We start from the raw sequence: 21,194 nt of genomic DNA, 5'->3' as shown, positions 1-21,194 counted from the left end.
TTTTGCAACCGCGTGCAAATCTCTTGCGGAAATGAGGAGGAAATACAGTGCCCAAAATCGGAATAGGTATTGTTGGTGGAGGATATATGGGCAAAGCACATGCTGTTGCCATGTCTTCTGTCGGCGCTATATTTGAAACAAATCTTCGCCCAAAACTTGAAATGGTGTGTGCAACATCCGCTTCATCCGCTGAGAGATACAGAAAAGCCTATGGCTTTGCCCGAGCGACAAGTGATTGGAATGAGTTGGTCAATGATCCTGCTGTGGAAGCAATAGTCATTGCATCTCCCCAAAGCACGCATTTGAAAGTTGCGGAAGCAGCATTTGCGCTTGGGAAACCTGTTTTATGTGAGAAGCCGATGGGGGCGTCCCTCGCCGAAAGCCGTAAAATGGTTGAGCTTGCTGAAAGTTCCGGCGTGACCAACATGGTGGCATATAATTATATTCGCACGCCCGCATCGCAATTTGTCCGCCAGCTCTTAAAAGATGGTGTTATTGGTGATGTTACTTGGTTTAGAGGTGAGCATACCGAGGATTTTCTAGCTGACCCTGATCAACCTGCAAATTGGCGGACTAAAGGCATGGCAAACGGCAATATGGGTGATTTAGCGCCGCATATTATCAATGCTGCACTTGCACTGATGGGCCCTGTTGAAAGCCTTATGGCTGATGTTGAAACGGTATTTAAACAGCGAAAAAATGAAACAACAGGCGCGCTGGAAGATGTGACAAACGATGATCATGCGCAAATGATGGTCCGTTTTAAAAGTGGCGTGATGGGTCATATATACTCAAGTCGAGTAGCTGCTGGTCGTAAGATGGGCTACGCATATGAAATTACCGGCACAAAGGGTGCAATTCGGTTTGATCAAGAAGATCAAAATGCAGTTTGGCTATATAAGATGGACGATCCAAACGCCCATCAAGGGTTTAAAAAGATATTGACTGGACCGGAACACCCTGATTATTTGCCCTTCTGCCAAGGGCCTGGTCATGGCACTGGTTATCAAGATCAAATTATTATCGAGGCGAAAGACTTCCTCGAAGCAATCGACAAACGCGAGGCTGTCTGGCCAACATTTAAGGATGGGCTAGATGTCGCGAAAGTGGTTGCAACTGCAATTGAATCAGCTGCTGAGAAAAAGTGGCTTAATGTTGATGAATTCTAATTTATAAGAGGCTATAATTGTGACAATTCAGATTGGAAATGCACCTTGTTCATGGGGTGTGGAATTTGCTGATGATGCGCGTAATCCAACATGGCAAAGCGTTCTAAAAGATAACGCTGATGCAGGATATAAAGGTATTGAACTTGGTCCTGTTGGTTTTATGCCAGAAGACCCTAGTATTCTTGGTGATGCGCTAGCGCAAAATGAGTTATCATTGATTGGCGGCGTTATTTTCCGCCCGTTTCATGATGTGAATGCATGGGATGACGTTAAAGATGCATCTGTGCGAACTTGCCAAGCGTTGAAGGCGCATGGTGCTGAGCACCTGGTTATTATTGATTCAATTTCTCCCCGTAGAGCACCAACTGCCGGCCGCGCTGATGAAGCGGTACAAATGGACCAGGCTGAATGGGTAGGCTTTCGTGATCGTATTGCTGAAATTGCAAAAATGGGTAGCGAAGAATATGGCCTGACCGTCGGCATTCATGCCCATGCGGGTGGGTTTTTGGATTTTGAGCCTGAGCTTGAACGATTGCTTTCAGAAGTTGATGAAAAAATTCTGAAAATTTGTTTTGATACGGGCCATCATTCTTATGCCGGGTTTGACCCTGTTGCTTTTATGGAGCGCCATATTGACCGTATCTCCTATATGCATTTCAAAGATATTGATCCAGCTGTAAAAGCTGATGTGGTCAAGAATAGAACTGATTTTTATGATGCATGTGGCCAACGTATTTTCTGTAAACTTGGTCAAGGTGATGTTGATTTTCCTGCTGTGCATAAAATATTGAGAGATAATGATTTTTCAGGTTGGTGTACAGTCGAGCAGGATATCGATCCAACCCTTGAAAATGATCCCGTGGGGGATGCAAGAGACAATCGAGCATACTTGGCGTCAATTGGTTTTAGCGAGGAAGCTTAAAATGACAAAGTTAAAATGGGGCATGATCGGTGGCGGCGAAGGCAGTCAAATTGGGCCAGCACACAGATTAGGTTCTGGTCTTGATAGCAAGTTTGAATTTACCGCCGGTGCACTTGACCACAGACCCGAAGAAGGCCGTGAGTATGGTCAACGTTTGGGCCTTGCAAGTGACCGGTCTTACGGTTCGTGGCAAGATATGCTCGCGGGCGAAAAAGGCCGTGATGACCGTGTTGATTTGGTTACTGTTGCAACACCAAACTCAACACATTATGAGATCACAAAAGCCTTTCTGGAGGCTGGTTTTAATGTGCTTTGTGAAAAGCCGATGACCATGACTGTGGAAGAAGGCGAAGATATCGTTCGCACGGCTAAAGCTGCCGGGAAAATCTGTGCAGTAAACTATGGCTACACTGGTTATTCTCTTGTGCGCCATATGAAGGCTATGATCGCTCGCGGTGATATTGGCAAGGTTCGTTTGGTCAATACAGAATTCGCGCATGGCCACCATGCCAATGCGGCTGATGCGGATAATCCACGTGTTCGTTGGCGTTATGATCCTGCACAGGCTGGCGTTTCAGCTCAGTTTGCCGATTGTGGAATTCATGCCATGCACATGGCTAGTTTCGTTACAGGTCAGGAGGTTGAAAAACTGTCCGCTGATATTGTCTCTTGCCTTCCTGTGCGCACTTTGGAGGATGACGCAATGGTCAATTTCCGTATGGATGGTGGAACCGTCGGTCGTCTTTGGACATCCTCGATAGCAATTGGTCGCCAACACGGTTTGGGAATCCAGGTATTCGGGGAAACAGGCGGATTGCGCTGGAGCCAAGAGCAGCCAAATCAACTTTACTATATGCCGCTTGGCGAGCGTCTTCAGGTTATCGAGCGTGGTGAAGCAAATCTTTCTCCAGAAGCAGACAGATCAACTCGCGTAACCATTGGTCATGCAGAGGGTATGCCGTTAGCTTTTGCCAATATCTACAAGGATTTAGCTGAAGCCATCAATGCACAAAAGGAAAACCGAGATATGGACCCAGCAGCAAATCTATACCCTCGCGCTGAGGATGGTTTGCGGTCAATGGCAGCTGTTGTTGCCGTTGCTGAATCCGGCAAACAAGACGGAAAATGGCTAGATGCCCGTCCGCCGATGTTCAGATAAGAAAATGTGGAATGCTGCGGTTTATGTTTTAGCTCGCAGCGTTCCACGCTCAATAATTTCACATGGGAAAATTAAAGCCTGATGAACTTGATCGGGATCAACAAGCATATTAACCATTTGCTCCAGTGAGGAGTTAATAATATCAACTACCGGCTGCCGAATGGTCGTAAGATTGATATTCTGCCAGCCAGCCATTTCCATGTCGTTCAGTCCGATGAAACCGACATCATCTGGCACTTTAAAGCCGGCTTCCGTCACTGCGCTGATCGCTCCCACAGACAAAACATCATCGCCACAGAAATAGGCCTCTTGCAATTGACCTTCCAAAAGCCGTTGCATTTCTTTGCGACCAGCATCAAATGAATAGGCGCCTGCATAAGAGTGTTTGACATTGATATGAGGGTGTTTTGCAAGTTCTTCGCGAAAACCTGTCACCCGGTCTTGTGTTGAACTGGCTAGTTCTGGGCCGCCCATGAAACCAACACTCTTATAACCTCGTTCAATCAAGGCTCGTGCCGCCATCCGTCCGCATTCAATATTATCAATTCCAACTATAGTTGTTTGAGGAGATGGCGCATGACGCCCGAAAGAATGCACAACTGGAATACCCTCATCTGTGAATGCCTTTGCAAATCCCGGTGCTAAAGTGGATGATGCAACAATGACACCATCTACGGAATACTGGCGTAACAAATTAATCGAGTTTTCTGGATCACGTTCGCCTGAAAGGTTAACTAACAGTGGTCTAAGGCCTCGTTCTTGAAGCCCGCGCGAAAATAAATCAAAGACATCAAGAAAAAGTGGGTTTTGGAAATTGTCAGAAACCAGCCCAATGAGCTTAGTGCGCCGGGTTGTTAAACTGCTGGCAAGAACATTTGGTCGATAACCCAGTTCATTTGCAACATCCTCAACACGTTTTCGCATCCGCGCAGATACCGACGCACCGGGTGTAAATGCTCTAGAAACTGCTGATCTTGATACGCCTGCTTTATCTGCTACGTCTTGCGCTGTAACTGCCATATTCTGAAATCCATTATTTTCTCGAACCTATTTTACATATGAAAACGTATATTGAAACTCCCGAAACCACGGAGCTTAATAATTAACCCAAATTATCATCTATGCGACAACACGGCTTGTAAAATCTGAACGCTCTTATATAGTTAAAAAAGTGTTAAGAGTATATTGTATGTGAGTATGTTATGTCGGCAACAATTATTAGCCTTCAAGAAGTCAAGGTCAAAGCGGCAAGCGATAGTTTAGTTGCTGAAACTGACGATTTTTCTGTTAAAATTATCTCAAAAATTGATCCATTGTTTTGGGTACGTTTTCAACGTACAGATAATGGTGAGGTGATCGTAACTGATTTTAGTGCTGGTGGTCTACCGCAATACGCACTCAATCTCGCACTACGGAAAGGCTTGAAAGAGTTGTATGCGTCGCCACCGCGTAGCATTACATTTAGCAATGTAAATTCTTCAGAAAATTTGGAATTGGCTCTTTCAGGTGCTTGTGATGATGCATTGCATGCTATCCGCCAAGCTTGCGAGGGTCTTGCAATGATCAGCCGCCGAGCTATCAGATCATTTCAACTTGTCCCAGATGGTCATAAACTAAATGTGGTCGTATCGCTCGGCTAAAGGCGATATTTTCTATTTGGGGATTTCCAAATTGGAATAATACTCGGTTTTAGCACCTCTAATATCGCTGATATTGGCCAAGCTTTGCTGGTCGCAGATACGGCTTAATCCTTGACAGATCTTTGCCGCGATGCTCGGGCCTTGATATATCATTCCCGTGTATAATTGAACAAGATCAGCTCCTGCCCGGATTTTTTCTGCCGCTGAATTTGCATCACTAATGCCGCCCACGCCAATTATTGGCATATCATTACCAATCGCTTCTCGAAATTTAGCGAGTACTATATTTGATCTTGTTAAAACGGGTTTGCCAGATAATCCGCCGGTCTCATGCGCCACTGTCATGTCTTTTAGGCCGGATCGAGACAATGTTGTGTTTGAGATTATTACACCATCAATATTCTTGTCGGCGACTTCCGCGGCGATATCGTCAATGCCCTCCTGTGTCAGATCGGGCGCAACTTTTAAGAAGATCGGTACGCGTTTACCATGTATTTTTGCAAGTTCATTACGTTTGTTTATGCAACGAGATAGAAGTTCCGAAAGGCTTTCTCGCGCCTGTAAATCTCGAAGGCCTGGTGTGTTCGGCGATGAAATATTAGCCGTGAAATAGCTGGCATGTTTGTAAAATGTATCGATACCCGAGACATAATCCTGTGTTCTATCTTCACTGTCTTTATTCGCCCCGATATTCACACCAATTATTTGCCCTTTGCCCCGTAAGTTTTCAAGTCTTTGCAGAGCAGCTTGATGTCCATCATTATTAAAGCCAAGTCGATTGATAACGGCTTCATCGGTAGGGAGGCGAAAAATTCGAGGTTTTGGGTTGCCGCTTTGAGGTTTAGGTGTAATCGTGCCCACTTCGGTAAAGCCAAAACCGAGTTTTAGAATTTCGAGAGGAACATCTGCATTTTTATCGTAGCCGGCGGCCATTCCAACTGGATTGGGGAAGCTCAGTCCTGCAACTGATTGTTCCAAGCGAGAATCAGGATGAGGTTTAAATACACAAGCAGCACCAGTTTGTAGAAACTTAATTGATAAGCCGTGGGCTTTTTCAGCATCGAGAGCAAAAAAGGCTTTCTGAGCAATAGCTTTATAAGGGTTGAACATGGTCAAATTTCAGGAAAAATGTGGTTGCCATTTACATCAAGTGGAAGTGGTTTCACCCAGGCAACCTGGTCAGGAGAAAATGTTCCATATAGATGCGGGAATAGATCATCATTACGAGAGACTTCATATTTGAGTGCATCACCTAATATGTCTTCCTCGATTGCGATAAGTAAAAGGTCGTTTTGTCCAGCAAAGTGTTTACTTGCGGTCTCCCTTGCTTGTGCGCCAGTGGAGAAGTGAATAAATCCATCTTGAAGATCAATTGGAGCGCCGGAGAAAACACCTTCTTCCAATGCGTCCTGCCATAAAGTTTTGGGGCAAATTTTATAAACAATTTTTTTCATAATGTTGAACTAGCAGTTTGAGAGTTGCGCGAGAAGCTTGTTTTGAGTGCTTTTTCAACTGTTCACAGATAAACCAGTCATGAGAATATCCGCATTGCGATTGATAAAGACATAAAATACTGTAGTAATTTAGCTTTCATGTGATGGATATAGGGGAGAATCTCATGCTTAAAGAATTCAAGGACTTCATTGCTAAAGGCAATGTTATGGATATGGCGGTCGGTATTATAATCGGTGGCGCATTCGGCTTAATCGTTAAATCGCTTGTGGCTGATATTATTATGCCAATTGTAAGCGCAATTTTTGGTGGGTTGGACTTTTCAAGTTACTTTATACCGTTGGGCGCAGATGTTACGGCAACTTCGCTAGACGCAGCCAGAGAGCAAGGTGCTGTTCTCGCATGGGGTAACTTTCTAACAGTTGCTGTAAACTTCGTTATTCTAGCTTGGATTATTTTTCTGATTGTAAAAGCAGTCAATAATCTGAAAAAGAAAGAAGAAGAAAAACCGGCGGAGCCTGCTGCACCTGCTGCTGATGTTGTTCTTCTTGAAGAAATACGGGACTTGCTGAAAAAATAAACTTCCAAATCTTGCGTTTTAAAACCCGATTGGCTGGGCCTGTCGGGTTTTTTGATAGGCTTTGCAATAAACGGGTGTTTTAAATTTGCAATCCAGCTATACCGTTTGTCTTTGGCATTTTAAAAGATGGGCGGTAGGTAAATGGGCTTGAAAGAATGGGGTACACTTTTGATGCTTTCCTTTTTATGGGGAGGATCATTTCTATTTATCGAAATATCTGTAGGACAGTTGCCCCCCTTAACGGTTGTCTTTCTGCGGGTGGGAATTTCCGCAATCATTCTCACAATAGTGCTGAAAGCCTCACGTATAAAAGTTCCTATCAGTAGAAAAATATTGATTTCAATTTTCATAATGGGGCTGTTTAACATCTCAATCCCATTTTTATTGATTACGTGGGGCCAAACACAAATCACATCCGGTTTGGCATCGATTTTCAATGCGACAATGTTGATTTTTACAGTTCTAGTCACGCATTTTTTTACAACAGATGAGAAGATGGATCGACATAAATTAGCTGGTGTGGTCGTTGGTTTTTCAGGTGTTGTGTTCATGATTGGTGTTGAGGAATTATTCACATTTGGCGCAAATATATTAGGTCAGTTGGCAGTTTTAGCAGCGGCGTTATTTTATGCATCTTCTACCACGTTCGGACGAAGATTTAAGACGATGGGCGTGCCGCCAATGGCAATTGCAACAGGGCAAATGATTGTTGCAAGTTTAATTCTTGCACCCTTGGTGATTATTTTCGATAAGCCTTGGTTACTTACCGTGCCAGATACAAATGGCCTTATCGCAATTTTTTGCCTTGCGACTTTTTCGACAGCGCTTGCCTATTTTCTTTATTTCAAACTTCTCGAAAGTAGCGGTGCAACTAATCTCGCGCTCGTCACATTCCTCATTCCACCCATCGCAATATTTCTTGGTTGGAGCATATTGGGTGAAACCTTGAACAGGGATCAGATTATTGGAATGGGTTTCATCATCTTTGGACTGTCATTAATTGATGGACGGTTGTTTAAAACGGCATCTAAAAAACATCGATAGTTGGAAAATAACGCTTATTTTAGTCAATGCTCTATGAATTTGGATAAAACCGATTTAAAAGCAGTTCAAATTCCTCCATCCAAATGAGTTATATCTTGGCTAGAACACCCCTTGCGAGCTTCGCACATCGTTTGATGTCTAATTCTAACAATGATGAAACAAGAGTTAGATTAACACCTGTTCAGATTAAAACAGAGCTTTTATCTGGTTTAACCGTTGCGCTTGCATTGGTTCCAGAAGCTGTTGCTTTTGCGTTTGTTGCAGGTGTTCATCCGCTTGTTGGTCTATATGCTGCATTTATCGTTGGATTGATAACTGCTATTTTCGGTGGTCGTCCCGGCATGATTTCTGGTGCAACGGGTGCATTGGCGGTAGTGATGGTTGCGCTTGTTGCGCAGCACGGTGTGGAATATTTGTTTGCGACTGTCGTTTTAATGGGCATTTTACAATTATTGGCAGGTGTCTTCCGTCTAGGAAAGTTTATTCGACTTGTACCTCACCCTGTTATGCTTGGTTTTGTAAACGGTTTGGCAATTGTTATTTTTCTCGCCCAATTGACACAATTTCAGGTGCCCGGACCAGATGGTGTCAAAGTTTGGATGTCCGGTATTCCATTGCTGCTGAGTTTGGGATTGGTCGCGCTCACAATGGCTATCATTTATGGAATTCCAAAGATAACAAATATTGTTCCTGCGCCACTTGCCGGTATTGGGATTGTTGCAATCATTGTTATCGCTTTTGGTATTGATGTGCCAAGGGTTGGTGATCTTGCTTCAATCAAAGGCAGCCTGCCAGAGTTTCACATTCCGTCCGTTCCCTTTAATCTTGATACACTTAAGATCATATTTCCCTACGCGCTTATTCTAGCTGCAATTGGTTTGATCGAAAGCTTGCTAACGTTGAATCTTGTTGGCGAGATAACTAATAAACGTGGCGGTGCTTCCCAGGAATGTCTAGCGCAGGGTGCATCAAACGTTGTTACTGGTTTCTTCGGTGGTATGGGCGGTTGTGCAATGATTGGTCAATCAATGATCAATGTAAAATCTGGTGGTCGCACACGTCTTTCTGGCATATCTGCGGCATTGTTTTTGTTAGCGTTTATCTTGTTCGCATCTTCATTGATCGAACAAATTCCATTGGCCGCACTTGTTGGAGTTATGTTCATGGTGGTTATAGGGACGTTCGCTTGGCAAAGCCTGCGGATTTTGCGCCGTATTCCATTAACGGATGCCATCGTTATTATTCTTGTAACTGCTGTAACGGTTTATGCTGATTTGGCCATTGCCGTGGTTGTAGGTGTCATTGTTTCTGCACTTGCCTATGCATGGACAAATGCTGTGCGGATTGAGGCTAAATCGAGTGTAACAGCAGAAGGTGCAAAGGCCTATGAAATCGAAGGGCCATTGTTTTTTGGATCAACAGTAGGTTTTATGGAATTGTTCGATCCAAAAAATGATCCCGACCTTGTCATAATTGATTTTGCGGGAAGTCGGGTCGCAGATCAATCTGCGTTACAGGCTATCGATGCAATTGCAGGAAAGTATGAGGCAGAAGGCAAGAGCGTTCAGTTGAGACACTTGTCTCCAGATTGCCATCGGCTGCTTGAGAAAGCAGGGCAGCTTATTGTGGATTCAGAAGATGATCCAGATTATGAAATTGCAGCTAACTATCCCGTGCGCACAGGTGCATTAAGCGGCGGTGGGCACTAGAGCTTAACTTTTGTTTAAGCTTACCAATTAGGCTTAATAAATCAGAAAGTTTTAGAACTTCGCTTAAACCGGAATAAGTCCAGAACAATATTTAGCGACAGCGCACCTAAGATTGCGATCGTTGTAACGACAGTACAGATAATGAGAACATTCATTGTTCTAACTCCAATATATAACTGATACGCAACAATAACTCCTGTCGTATCGTACTTAATCATTGTTGCGCCCCAAGCTTTCGTGAGCCTTTCGCAAGAATTTGTGCTGAATATGGCTAAAAATGTAAGTTTAATTGCTAGATGGCGAGAAATCATTCAAGTCCGTTAACCTTCGGGCAAGGAATTAACCATAAAAATTGTAACTGCGTTGATTTGTGTTCATGGAAGCTATTTTACCAGAACACAATTGCATGATGCTGTTTCTTCGCGCCGGCCTAGATCCGGATTTTATCAGTAGAAAAGTATATTGACCTTCTGTCATGCGTTTGCCTTGATAAGCCACCTTTGAGTGGTTTTTGCGCCGGAAACAGATTTTATCAATTTACTTGATTGATGCGATGGGCGGAGCAGACATTTATGTCGATGATCAACAAAGTTAACATTTCCTTCGGGAGTTATGTTGCCACTTTAGCAAAATTTGCAGTGCCGTTGAGAAACTTCGCTAGATATTTAGAGAATTTCTCCGGCATGAAAATGCGTCTGGCGCTTAACGAGCTGCCTGTTCCTATTTTTCCAATGTCGACAACAGAGCCAGTCAAGGTTCGTGTGATTAATCATATGAATGAGACAAAACCGCAAAGGAATCACTATGGGTGATGAGACATCAAACATCTTGAAATTACCTGAAAACCTCGACTTGAATGCAGCAAGTAGCATGCATGAGCAGTTAATCAGTTTGAAGGGAAGTTCGGTGGAGATCGATGCTTCGGATGTTAGGAAGTCAGGTGCACAATGTATACAGGTTTTGATGGCCGCCAAGAAGACTTGGGACGTGGAAGGCAATTCAATTGCAGTGGGTGCCATGTCTGAAAATTTTGAAAACACTCTGAAATTACTGGGAATATCTGGCGACGAATTGCCTTTGAAGGAGACAGCGTAATGAAAACGAAAGTACTAACAGTGGACGATTCGCGTACAATTAGAAATATGCTTCTGGTCACGTTGAATAATGCGGGCTTTGATACGGTTCAGGCCGAAGACGGTATGGAAGGTCTTGAAGTATTGGAAGAATCCAATCCCGATGTGATTGTAACGGACATTAATATGCCACGCCTCGATGGTTTTGGTTTCATTGAAGGTGTCCGCCAAAATGACCGATATCGTTCCGTACCGATTCTGGTTTTAACCACTGAAAGCGATGATGAGAAGAAAAACCGTGCACGTCAAGCTGGTGCTACGGGTTGGATTGTAAAGCCATTTGATCCTGCCAAGTTAGTATCTGCGATCGAACGCGTCACAGCCTAATCATCATAAAGTTTCAACAGCCGCATAGGACTTAATCCTCATGGATATGGAAGAAATCAAGGAAATATTTTTCCAAGAATGTGAAGAGCAACTAACAGAACTGGAAACAGGTCTGCTTGCGATGAACGATGGTGATGATGATCCGGAAACGGTCAATGCCGTTTTTAGAGCTGTTCACTCCATTAAAGGTGGCGCAGGTGCGTTTGGCCTTGATGATTTGGTCGCATTTGCTCATGTTTTTGAAACGACACTTGACTGTGTTCGCTCTAATAAATTGGAAGCGAGCGAGGGATTGATGAAAGTTATGCTTAAGTCAGCCGATGTGCTGGCTGATATAACTGCTGCATCAAGAGATGGCGATGCCATTGATCCCGCAAGATCAGCAGATTTAGTTAAAGACCTTGCCGCCTATGCAAATGGTGAAACACCTTCTGATAGTTCTGATGCCGCTGCACCTGCACCGACTGCTGAAGCTGCCCCTGTAGAGGCTGTAACCGAGGAAGCCGCACCTGTTGTCGAAGCAGTAGCTCCAACAGATGACAGCGGATTTCAACCTGTTCCATTCTCATTTGATGACATGGATGAGGAAACAGCCGACGAAGATGAGCCTGCAAAGGGTAATACGTTCTCAATTGAATTTAAACCGAATGCTGGTTTGTATGCCAAAGGTAATGATACGGCTCTTCTTCTGCGTGACTTAGCTGCATTAGGTGAGATGAAGGTAGCCTGTAACACAGAAGACTTACCAGATCTCGAAAACATGGATCCTGAAGATTCTTATCTTACATGGACCATCTCACTAACGACAGAGAGTGATGAAGAGGCAATACGTGCTGTATTCGAATTTGCGGAATGGGATTGCAAACTCGAAGTAAAAGCAAGTGCAGCATCTACAAATGCGGATGATGGTGCAGATATGGTTCCAGTTCCATTTGATCTTTCTATGCTTGAAGGCGATGATGAACCTGCGACTGTGCAAGAAGTAGCTGCACCAGCTCCCACTCCGGTGGCTGCTGCACCAAAACCTACTCCTGTTGCTGCACCAACGCCAGCACCTGCACCAACGCCAGTACCTGCTAAGGCAGCAGCACCGAAGGATACGGCTAAAAAACCGAAAGTAGCAGCAGCGGCTCCTCCGCAGCAAATTCGTGTAGAACTTGACCGTGTTGACCGTCTCATCAATTTGGTTGGTGAGCTTGTGATTAACCAGGCAATGTTGGCCCAAAGTGTTGGCGAAAACGAAGAAACGGTCAGTGGATCGGGAAACAACATTAATCTTGGTCTAGATGAGTTGAACCAGCTCACACGTGAGATTCAGGATAGTGTGATGGCTATTCGAGCCCAACCTGTGAAACCTGTTTTCCAACGGATGTCACGTATCGTTCGCGAAATTGGTGACATGGTCAATAAAAATGTTCGTCTTGTTACTGAAGGTGAAAACACAGAGGTCGACAAAACTGTTATTGATAAGTTGGCTGAACCTTTAACACATATGATCCGCAACTCTGTTGATCATGGTCTTGAAGATCCGGAAACGCGAGTAGCTGCTGGTAAAGATCCGCAAGGTATTGTTAAACTTTCCGCCAAACACCGTTCTGGCCGTATTGTCATTGAGATTGAAGATGATGGCGCTGGTATTAATCGTGAACGTGTAAAAGGCAAAGCATTAGAAAATGGCTTAATCACGCCCGAAAGTAACCTCTCAGACGAGGAAATTGATAATCTGATTTTCCACCCTGGCTTCTCCACCGCGGAGACACTATCAGATATTTCTGGTCGTGGTGTTGGCATGGATGTGGTGAAGAAATCCATCCAATCACTAGGTGGACGGATATCAATTCAATCCACACCGGGTAAGGGTTCAATCTTCTCTATGAGCTTGCCACTTACACTGGCCGTTCTGGATGGGATGGTCGTATCTGTTGCTGATCAAACACTTGTTGTACCTTTAACGGCGATTGTAGAAACATTGCAGCCTGAAAAATCAGATGTTCATGGCTTCGGTGCAAAGGAGCGTTTGATTTCTATTCGTGAAACGTTCTGCCCGTTGATCGATGTTGGACAAATCCTGAATTTCCGCAGTGAACCCGCAGACCCTATTCAAGGTGTTGCGCTTCTAGTGGAATCTGAGGGCGGCGGTCAGCAGGCTCTGATGGTGGATGGTATCCAAGGACAGCGTCAAGTTGTGATCAAAAGCCTAGAATCAAATTATTCAAATGTACCTGGTATTGCGGCAGCGACAATTCTCGGTGATGGGCGCGTCGCTCTCATCTTGGATGTAGATATGATTGTCGCAGCAACAAAAGGTTTAAGTTTGAGTTACGAAGACAATAAGTCAGCAGCCGGATAGGAATTGTATAGTGAGTAGTCCGAATTCTATATTAAAAAACGGGTCTCCGACCGATGAACTCGCTATGGGAGATTCACCCCTCACGCGTCGTGATTTGGCTGAGATTGCTGATATGATTTATGCTGATGCCGGTATTTTTCTAAATGAAAGCAAGGCATCTTTGGTGTATTCACGCCTTTCAAAAAGGTTGCGTAAGATCGGGATGAGCTCGTTTAGACAGTATTGTGAACTCGTAAGCTCAGAACGAGGTGCTGATGAACGCAGAGAAATGTTATCGCAGTTGACGACGAATTTCACCAAATTCTACCGTGAGCGTCATCATTTTGAACATCTAGCAAAAGACGTATTGCCCGATTTGGTCAAGCGCGCACGTGCGGGCGGACGCGTTCGCATATGGTCCTCTGCATGTTCACTGGGTCATGAGCCATATTCTTTAGCTATGACTGTTCTATCGGTTTTCCCGGATGCTGCAAAACATGATTTTAAAATTCTGGCATCAGATATTGATCCTAAAGTTGTCGCAAGTGCAAGTCAGGGGATATATACACCGGAGGCGATAGAGCCCGTGGATCCGGGTATGAGGCGTGAGCATTTTACAGAGATAGGTGATGGAAAGTTCCAAGCTAATCAAAGTTTAAAAGAACTCATTTCTTTCCGAGAATTGAATCTGCTGCGCGACTGGCCATTTAGAGGCAAGTTTGATGTTATTTTTTGCCGAAATGTTGTCATTTATTTCGATGATCAAACGCAAGCAAAAATTTGGCAACGTTACGCAGAAGTTCTTCCGAAAGAAGGCTATCTTTATATCGGCCATTCAGAGCGTTTATCGGGTCCGGCTAAAAGCAAATTCGATAGTGTCGGCGTAACTGCATTCAGGTTTACGGGGTGAGCTAGATGATCAATCCAGTCAAAGTTCTAGTCGTCGATGATTCCGCAGCGATGCGCGGTCTTATTCGCAATGCGCTAAGTGCCGACCCAGAAATTGAAGTAATTGGTGAAGCAGGGGATGCGCTTCAGGCTCGCAGTGCAATTAAGGCACTAAACCCGGATGTCATAACGCTTGATGTCGAGATGCCGAACATGAATGGCTTAGAATTTCTTGAGAAGATTATGACGCTCAGACCGATGCCAGTAATTATGGTGTCAACACTTACTCATAGAGGTGCGCAAGCAAGTCTTGATGCATTGGAACTCGGTGCATTCGATTGTATCGGTAAACCAAGTGCCGGAGATAGTTCAACATTTGATCGGATAAATGAAGTTGTAAAAGCCGCAGGACGATCAAAACTTCCTATGGTCAAAAGAACTCCTAAACCGACAACGGCTACTCGGCCAGTTGCAAGTGCAGGTTTTCAAGACTATTCGCCAGCTAGAAAAATTATCGCAATTGGTTCATCTACAGGTGGTGTCGAAGCACTCATAAATGTTATTTCTAAGTTCCCTGCAAATTGCCCTCCAACGGTCATTACGCAACATATGCCCCCAGCTTTTACAGGAAGCTTCGCGGCGAGATTGGACAGACTTTCAGCTCCAAAAGTTAAAGAAGCAGAAGATGGTGATCGCCTAGAAGTGGGGAAAGTATTACTAGCTCCTGGTGGTACGTGCCAGATGGAAGTTACCGGAAAGGTTGCTCCGTTAATTTCGCTACGGGAAGGCGATCCAGTATCTGGTCATTGTCCGTCGGTCGATGTGTTGTTCGCATCAGTAGCTAGAATTGCAAAGAAAAAAGCTGTGGGTGTTATTCTAACCGGTATGGGCCGCGATGGTGCCAACGGATTATTGGAGATGCGTAAAGCAGGTGCAAATACAGTTGGGCAAAATGAGAAATCGTGCGTTGTATATGGAATGCCGAAGGTCGCATTTGAAATTGGTGCTGTGGAATCACAGCACTCCATAGAAGATATTGCAGAACAAATATGTAAGTTAACAGCAATCAGAAGGGATAGGGTAGCCTAATGTCTATTGCGCAAAAAATTAAGGTCTTAGTTGTCGACGATCAGGTAACGAGCCGATTATTATTGTCTGAAGCACTTCAGTCACTCGGATTTAAGAATATCACAGTTGCAGCTGATGGAGCGCAAGGCCTCCAGATAATGCGAACGCAGCCACATCATCTCGTGATCTCTGATTTCAACATGCCAAAGATGGATGGTCTTGGGTTCTTAGAGGGCGTTCGTAAAAATCCGGCGACACAGAGAGCTGCATTCATAATTTTAACAGCGCAAGGAGATAAAGAACTTGTGCGTAAAGCAGCGGCTCTTGGTGCTAATAATGTTCTTGCTAAGCCATTTACTATTGAGAAAATGAAGGCCGCCATTGAAGCAGTATTTGGAGCGCTTTGAGTATGAATTCAGCGGTTAAAAAGATAAATATTATACAAGGTGAGTATCAGGTAACTGATGACAACGATGTTGTTCTTTCAACTATTCTGGGTTCTTGTATAGCTGCGTGTTTACGTGACCCAATTGCAGGGGTGGGAGGTATGAACCATTTTCTACTTCCTGGTGACGGCTCGCGTAGTGAAGGTGGTGAAAGTGCACGCTATGGTGTTCACCTGATGGAGCTTTTGATCAATGGTCTCCTAAAAAAAGGTGCCAGTCGAGACCGCATTGAAGCGAAGATCATTGGTGGAGGAAAGACAATACCCGGTCTTTCCAACGTTGGTGAGAAAAACGCCATCTTTGCCAAGACATTTCTTGAGGATGAAGGAATAAGGATAGTCGGTACAAATGTTGGTGGTGACCACGGCCGGAAATTAGAATACTGGCCCGTAAGTGGTCGGGCTCGCCAGTGCATTCTAAACGGTAGTGAAGCTGAGAAAGTAGTCGCCCGGGAGCGTAAGCCAATTGTTAAGACCGCAGCGGTTGCAGCACCAAAAGATGATATCGAATTTTTCTGATTTGTTCATATTTATCAGAGTATAGTTTGTAAAAGGACGCGTAAATGTCGAATTACAGTCAAAATATAGCAGGTGACCTGCAAGAGCCTCTAACGGCGATTTTAAATCGTGTGGGAACAGAATTGCGTGACGTTGCAATTTTGATCGAACGACTGGAGCCGATGCTAGAAAACGAAGATGTCGCCAGCAATGTTGATGCAACCGAGCATATGAAGCTTTTGCAAGGTATTGATTTAGCTGTACAGAAATCACGGGGTTTAGCGGATTTTTTGGAATCGATGTCCGACGAAGTAGATGTAGAGCAGTTGGTTGATGTGACCACAGCGCTTAATCTCATAACGCTTTCTGACTTGAAACAGCGCTTGTCATCTCCAGAAAAAACTATGATCTCAGCTGATGCCTATGAGAAAGCATCCGGTGATTTAGACTTCTTCTAGAGTTTCAACTTTTTGGATAAATTGTTTACACTTACCAGAACTGATTATTCTTAATACAAGAATTTACGGCGCAAAACGCACCTAATGTGCACGGGTGGGTAAATTGTTGCCACTCAAATTACTCAAAAATCTAATTTCGGGTTGAATTTCATTTACCTTGCTTATATGTACGTTTTCTCAGGGGCTTTTGCTGCCCTGAAATGAAAGGAAATGCCCGCCCGGATTAGCCTCTGAATATATGGCGCTCTGGGACTGTAGAATCATACATACAAACCTTAAAATCACATTTGTAATTTCTCGGAAAGTTATTTTCTGAGTATCTGAGGTCGACGATTTGCTCGTTACCTCTCGTTTGGGTGTGACTTGGATTTGTATGGGTGTCTCTGCGGAGTTGCGTTCCTACTCAATCCCTTTTTAAAAAATCGACCCCAGACATTTCAAAGTCTAGACACCTCCAGATTTTGGAGATGTTCATGTTAATTGAACGCGCTGCGCTGATTGAACTCAGCACTTTTGGTCAAAACCTTGGACTTCTGGTTCCGGAGAAAAAGGCACGCCAAGACAGAACTGCGAAAATGCAACAGGTTTTAGCCTACCTCGAAGCTATTCACGTTCGCACAAAGAAATATTCAACGAAACGAGAACTAATTTTTATAGAAGCCGGCGCAGGTAATTGTTACTTGAGTTTTCTAGTTTACAAATTTTATCATCAAATTCTCAATCGCCCTGTTCGCATTCATTGCATTGATACCAACGCAGATCTGATGAAAAAAAATGAAAGGATCGCGCGCGGCCTCGGATTTGACGAGATGTATTTTCATGCGGAAGATATTGCCGATTTCCAGCTTGGGGAGCGTCCAGATGCTATATATGCACTTCATGCCTGCGACATGGCAACCGACAAAGCTTTGTTTCTCGGGTTACAGAACGACGCGCGAAATGTGTTATCCGTGTCGTGCTGTCAACACAGTTTTCGCAAATCTATGAAACCGCCGGAAAATGCGAGATCAATGGCAAATCATACGATTATCCGTGAAAAGCTTGTTCATATGCTAGCTGATAGTATGCGCGCGTTATTGTTGGAAATGGCCGGTTACAACACCAGTATTATCGAGTTGGTCTCGTCAAGAGCAACGGAAAAAAATCTTTTGCTTAGAGGTGAACAACGGCGAATTACGCTACAAGATAAAACCATTGAAGTTTATTTGGCGATGCGCCGCGAGTGGCAATGCTCTCCCAGACTAGAGCAATACATGCTCGATGCAGAATTGCTTCCTGTAAACATCGTCCATGCGATCAATTCATAATGCGCCGCTTCAGACGTTGCTGTTTTGAGCCGGCGCGGCAGCATTGGCAATTGGTCACAACTTTACATGCTAACTGAATGGGTGATGGCGAGTGGGAATTAATGTTTCTTTCAATTTTCTCTTGCATAACTTAGTACCTTGGTACATAGATATATTTATGGAAAAGAAATTTGAACGTGTTCAAACCGGAATTAGAATCGACAAGAGGCTCCTGAAGGTCCTTAAGGGGCTTGCCGAACATCTTGATATGTCTGTTGGTGACCTGATTGAAGGTATCGCGCTACATAGCTTTGAAAGTAAGCCTCCTTTCTCTGCCGAGACGCTTGCTAAAATACAAAAACTCAAGAGCGTTTATGATTTAGATTTGACCGCATCCGACAGTCACAGCTCGAAGGAAGCTAAGGAATGAAAAAGGAAAATTGTTATTCAGAACTGACTCGTTCTTTTGAAGCGCATGAAGTTGATAATAATAGCTTTCATCATGCCGAACATGTTCAAGTTGCGTTTGAACTACTGGACAAGTATGATTTCATTGATGCAACTTCAATCTACGCGAAGGGCATTCGTGCACTTGCTACTGATATGGGTGTGCCACAAAAATTCAATCTGACAATAACTTATGCATTTATGAGCTTGATAGCCGAGCGGATGGTAGATTCATCAGCGAGCAATTTCGAAGATTTCATGGAATTAAATCCTGATATGATGTCAAAAACCATCCTTACTAAATGGTACTCTGCAGATAGGTTATCGTCAGAAATTGCACGAAATGTTTTCCTTATGCCTGTTCCAATTGAGGTTGGTTTGGCAAATGTAAGCTAAATAGTTCCGGCACGAAATCTCATAATTTTGTCGAGTTGGTAATTCTGCGCATGAGAATATTTGTAGTGATTACGGGCGTCATCAGAATTCAAATCTCCTACCTGTTAATGCTCGAAATTTGGTTTGTTTCTATATTGTTATAAATCATTATAGCTGAAAAATTCCAGGTGAAGACACCTTCACACAAGTTTCGCGCACTAGATTGAGCCATTAAGAGATCTCAAGTGTGGTTGTGGAATGAATCTGTTCAATCAATTATCTCAGATTGGTAAAAATCTGTCCGAACTAGGCCAAGGCCGATTGCTAGCACTGGGTGCAGTAGGGGCGGTTGCCATTGCAGTTATTATTGCAGCAGGGCTTTTTCTCAACAAACCATCCACTGAATCGCTTTATATCGGGCTGACCGGAGATGATATCAATCAAATTGGTATTGCTTTGTCAGAAGCCCAAATCAATTACACAGTCGGGGCAGACGGAACCAGCGTGCTTGTTCCAGCTGGAACCGCCTTACAAGCGCGTGCAATTCTAGCCGAACGTGGCCTACCAAATAGTTCTAGCGCTGGATATGAATTGTTTGACAATGTCGGTTCTTTAGGTTTGACAAGTTTTATGCAAGAGGTCACTAGAGTCCGTGCATTGGAGGGTGAGATTGCTCGCACCATTCAAAAGATTAATGGCATTAACGCTGCACGCGTTCATATTGTCATGGCTGATAGTGGAAACTTCAGAAGTGGCGAACGTAAACCATCGGCTTCTGTGATGGTAAAAACCGGTAATTCAGTTGCAAGACGTTCTGCCGATTCAATTCGGCATCTAGTCGCATCGTCAGTCCCAGGGTTGACCGTCGATGAAGTTACTGTTTTGGATTCAACCGGAAAGCTACTTGCGGCGGGTGATGATTTTTCCAACAGCAATATCAATCGTTCTATGTCTATTGTTCAAATGCTACAGAATGAGATCGAAAATAATATCGACAAAGCGCTTTCCCCGTTTCTGGGTTTAGATAACTTTCGCTCAAGTGTAACGGCTAAGGTCAATACAGATACCCAGCAGATCCAGGAAACTGTTTTTGATCCGGAATCCCGCGTAGAACGTTCTACACGGATAACAAGAGATAATCAGTCGTCAAGTCAGACATCTTCAGATGCACCAGCAACAGTAGAGCAAAATATTCCTGATCAGGCTACCGCTGCCGGTGCAAACACTCCACAGTCCAAAGAGCTTGCTGAACGTAAAGAAGAGCAGACGAATTATGAAATTAATTCAAAGGTCATTCAGACTGTTCGGAACAGTTATGAGATTGAAAAACTATCCATTGCGGTTGTTGTCAACGATACTCGGGTAAAAGCGATGCTGGGCGAGGGCGCAACAGATGAACAAGTTGCCGCATATATTGCGGAGCTTCAGCAGGTTGTAACAACCGCTGCTGGTCTTGATGCTGATCGTGGTGATATCGTCAAACTAACGACAATGGAGTTTTTAGCAGAGGAAATTCTTGCTGACGGACCTGCCACCAGCGGCTTTATGGAAATGTTAACTGCGCAACTAGGTACGATTATTAATGCTATATCGTTTATAGTTGTTGCATTCTTGATTGTTTGGTTTGGCATAAAACCAATCTTGAATACAGGTGGAACTGGATCCGATGCCGCTGCTGGAGGAGATGCTTTGGATAGTCTTGGAGATGTTGATGGTCTGGAATTGCCAGATTTCTCCCCAGGAATAGGTGGAGACCTTGGTGCCCCCGGTGCTTCTATGGAAGGCTTTGGTGCTGATTTTGGTTTTGATGCCGATGAAGCATTTGGCGGCGGTGGTGGCGATGATGGTGTCGTTATTGAAGAAGGTATGGGCTTTACAGGGCGCGTAAAAGGCGGCCCGGAAAAAAGACTATCTTCTATGGTTGAGATTAGCGAAGAAAGAGCAGCGAAAGTTTTACGCAAATGGGCAATCGGTGATGCAGCCTGATAACGTGGTCTACGCTCATAGCAACATCAAATATTTTTATACTAGCGATTTCAACTAAAAAGCACATCAACATTTGATGTTCGTGATGGGGTGAGGCGCTGTTCATTCCATATGATGATGTCAGATTATTACAATTCTCTCACTTAATGTGTAACAATGCGAATTTAACATCCAGCTTCTCCACCAGCTCTTGATGGAGTATATGAGTAAGTGCGCCCAAACAAATGGCACTTTCTAAGAAAGTCTTATTGTCTTTGATGTTACTTTCACATGGTGACA

At 44.0% G+C, this 21,194-nt stretch carries 23 protein-coding genes; 20 read left to right on the top strand and 3 right to left on the bottom strand.

The genetic code is table 11. The features are described 5' to 3' along the window. The first annotated feature begins 47 nt into the window (after nt 1–47). From AB2J24_RS04805 to AB2J24_RS04795, 3 genes are read left to right on the top strand one after another with little or no spacing between them, the layout of a single operon-like run. Nucleotides 48–1,169 (top strand): Gfo/Idh/MocA family protein, encoded by a 1,122-nt coding sequence (locus tag AB2J24_RS04805; protein ID WP_367384639.1) that lies wholly within the window; start codon nt 48–50, stop codon nt 1,167–1,169. Between the two features lie 19 nt (nt 1,170–1,188). After that, nucleotides 1,189–2,091 carry a TIM barrel protein gene (locus AB2J24_RS04800; protein WP_367384638.1) on the top strand — a complete coding sequence of 301 codons (903 nt, stop codon included), beginning with the start codon at nt 1,189–1,191 and terminating at the stop codon, nt 2,089–2,091. Between the two features lies 1 nt (nt 2,092). Further along, nucleotides 2,093–3,250, top strand: a complete 1,158-nt coding sequence (locus tag AB2J24_RS04795) for a Gfo/Idh/MocA family protein (protein WP_367384637.1) — start codon at nt 2,093–2,095, stop codon at nt 3,248–3,250. A 21-nt stretch (nt 3,251–3,271) separates the two neighbouring features. Here the strand turns inward: AB2J24_RS04795 and AB2J24_RS04790 are convergent, their stop codons facing one another. Further along, nucleotides 3,272–4,270, bottom strand: a complete 999-nt coding sequence (locus AB2J24_RS04790) for a LacI family DNA-binding transcriptional regulator (protein ID WP_162654214.1) — start codon at nt 4,268–4,270, stop codon at nt 3,272–3,274. A gap of 182 nt (nt 4,271–4,452) precedes the next feature. Here AB2J24_RS04790 and AB2J24_RS04785 point away from each other — a divergent pair, with 182 nt between their 5' ends. Beyond that, on the top strand, nt 4,453–4,890 hold the full coding sequence (locus AB2J24_RS04785) for a hypothetical protein (RefSeq protein WP_162654213.1): 438 nt from the start codon (nt 4,453–4,455) through the stop codon (nt 4,888–4,890). 12 nt (nt 4,891–4,902) lie between these two features. On the opposite strand, the gene AB2J24_RS04780 is transcribed toward AB2J24_RS04785, so the two are convergent. Then, nucleotides 4,903–6,000 carry a quinone-dependent dihydroorotate dehydrogenase gene (locus tag AB2J24_RS04780; protein ID WP_367384636.1) on the bottom strand — a complete coding sequence of 366 codons (1,098 nt, stop codon included), beginning with the start codon at nt 5,998–6,000 and terminating at the stop codon, nt 4,903–4,905. 2 nt (nt 6,001–6,002) lie between these two features. Next, nucleotides 6,003–6,344 (bottom strand): DUF952 domain-containing protein, encoded by a 342-nt coding sequence (locus AB2J24_RS04775; protein ID WP_367384635.1) that lies wholly within the window; start codon nt 6,342–6,344, stop codon nt 6,003–6,005. Between the two features lie 164 nt (nt 6,345–6,508). On the opposite strand from AB2J24_RS04775, the gene mscL reads away from it, so the two are divergent. The 16 genes from mscL (at nt 6,509) to fliF (ending at nt 20,915) form a co-directional block, all read left to right on the top strand. Further along, entirely contained in the window at nt 6,509–6,922 is a 414-nt protein-coding gene (gene mscL, locus AB2J24_RS04770; RefSeq protein ID WP_367384634.1) for a large conductance mechanosensitive channel protein MscL, read from the top strand. Between the two features lie 141 nt (nt 6,923–7,063). After that, nucleotides 7,064–7,966 carry a DMT family transporter gene (locus AB2J24_RS04765; RefSeq protein WP_367384633.1) on the top strand — a complete coding sequence of 301 codons (903 nt, stop codon included), beginning with the start codon at nt 7,064–7,066 and terminating at the stop codon, nt 7,964–7,966. Between the two features lie 134 nt (nt 7,967–8,100). Further along, nucleotides 8,101–9,675 carry a SulP family inorganic anion transporter gene (locus AB2J24_RS04760; RefSeq protein ID WP_162654459.1) on the top strand — a complete coding sequence of 525 codons (1,575 nt, stop codon included), beginning with the start codon at nt 8,101–8,103 and terminating at the stop codon, nt 9,673–9,675. Nucleotides 9,676–10,247: 572 nt separating this feature from the next. Further along, a complete protein-coding gene (locus AB2J24_RS04755; RefSeq protein ID WP_367384632.1) occupies nt 10,248–10,487 on the top strand; it encodes a hypothetical protein in 240 nt (79 codons plus the stop codon). Then, the gene (locus tag AB2J24_RS04750; protein ID WP_367384631.1) at nt 10,480–10,770 is read left to right on the top strand and encodes an STAS domain-containing protein; all 291 of its coding nucleotides are present in this window, start codon (nt 10,480–10,482) and stop codon (nt 10,768–10,770) included. Before AB2J24_RS04755 ends, AB2J24_RS04750 begins: the two co-directional genes overlap by 8 nt. Continuing rightward, the gene (locus tag AB2J24_RS04745; protein WP_162654207.1) at nt 10,770–11,135 is read left to right on the top strand and encodes a response regulator; all 366 of its coding nucleotides are present in this window, start codon (nt 10,770–10,772) and stop codon (nt 11,133–11,135) included. Before AB2J24_RS04750 ends, AB2J24_RS04745 begins: the two co-directional genes overlap by 1 nt. A 40-nt stretch (nt 11,136–11,175) precedes the next feature. Beyond that, nucleotides 11,176–13,485, top strand: coding sequence for a chemotaxis protein CheA (locus AB2J24_RS04740; RefSeq protein WP_367384630.1), 2,310 nt, complete (start codon nt 11,176–11,178; stop codon nt 13,483–13,485). Nucleotides 13,486–13,549: 64 nt separating this feature from the next. Then, a complete protein-coding gene (locus AB2J24_RS04735) occupies nt 13,550–14,374 on the top strand; it encodes a protein-glutamate O-methyltransferase (RefSeq protein ID WP_367384835.1) in 825 nt (274 codons plus the stop codon). A 5-nt stretch (nt 14,375–14,379) separates the two neighbouring features. Next, a complete protein-coding gene (locus tag AB2J24_RS04730; protein ID WP_162654205.1) occupies nt 14,380–15,441 on the top strand; it encodes a protein-glutamate methylesterase/protein-glutamine glutaminase in 1,062 nt (353 codons plus the stop codon). Beyond that, nucleotides 15,441–15,827 carry a response regulator gene (locus tag AB2J24_RS04725; protein WP_162654204.1) on the top strand — a complete coding sequence of 129 codons (387 nt, stop codon included), beginning with the start codon at nt 15,441–15,443 and terminating at the stop codon, nt 15,825–15,827. The genes AB2J24_RS04730 and AB2J24_RS04725 overlap by 1 nt, the downstream gene beginning before the upstream one ends. A 2-nt stretch (nt 15,828–15,829) precedes the next feature. After that, nucleotides 15,830–16,384: a chemotaxis protein CheD gene (locus AB2J24_RS04720; RefSeq protein WP_162654203.1), complete on the top strand. Its 555-nt coding sequence runs from the start codon at nt 15,830–15,832 to the stop codon at nt 16,382–16,384. A gap of 44 nt (nt 16,385–16,428) precedes the next feature. Beyond that, on the top strand, nt 16,429–16,821 hold the full coding sequence (locus AB2J24_RS04715) for a hypothetical protein (RefSeq protein WP_162654202.1): 393 nt from the start codon (nt 16,429–16,431) through the stop codon (nt 16,819–16,821). Nucleotides 16,822–17,294: 473 nt separating this feature from the next. Beyond that, nucleotides 17,295–18,128: a methyltransferase gene (locus AB2J24_RS04710; RefSeq protein WP_367384629.1), complete on the top strand. Its 834-nt coding sequence runs from the start codon at nt 17,295–17,297 to the stop codon at nt 18,126–18,128. Between the two features lie 157 nt (nt 18,129–18,285). Continuing rightward, on the top strand, nt 18,286–18,537 hold the full coding sequence (locus AB2J24_RS04705) for a hypothetical protein (protein ID WP_162654200.1): 252 nt from the start codon (nt 18,286–18,288) through the stop codon (nt 18,535–18,537). Further along, the gene (locus AB2J24_RS04700) at nt 18,534–18,950 is read left to right on the top strand and encodes a hypothetical protein (protein ID WP_162654199.1); all 417 of its coding nucleotides are present in this window, start codon (nt 18,534–18,536) and stop codon (nt 18,948–18,950) included. Before AB2J24_RS04705 ends, AB2J24_RS04700 begins: the two co-directional genes overlap by 4 nt. A gap of 237 nt (nt 18,951–19,187) precedes the next feature. Next, nucleotides 19,188–20,915: a flagellar basal-body MS-ring/collar protein FliF gene (gene fliF, locus AB2J24_RS04695; RefSeq protein ID WP_162654198.1), complete on the top strand. Its 1,728-nt coding sequence runs from the start codon at nt 19,188–19,190 to the stop codon at nt 20,913–20,915. The last annotated feature ends 279 nt before the right edge of the window (nt 20,916–21,194 follow it).

Origin of the sequence: Lentilitoribacter sp. EG35 (genome assembly GCF_040784015.1) — a bacterium.
Lineage (GTDB): Bacteria > Pseudomonadota > Alphaproteobacteria > Rhizobiales > Rhizobiaceae > Lentilitoribacter.
This window is presented reverse-complemented; position numbering and strand designations above follow the sequence as displayed.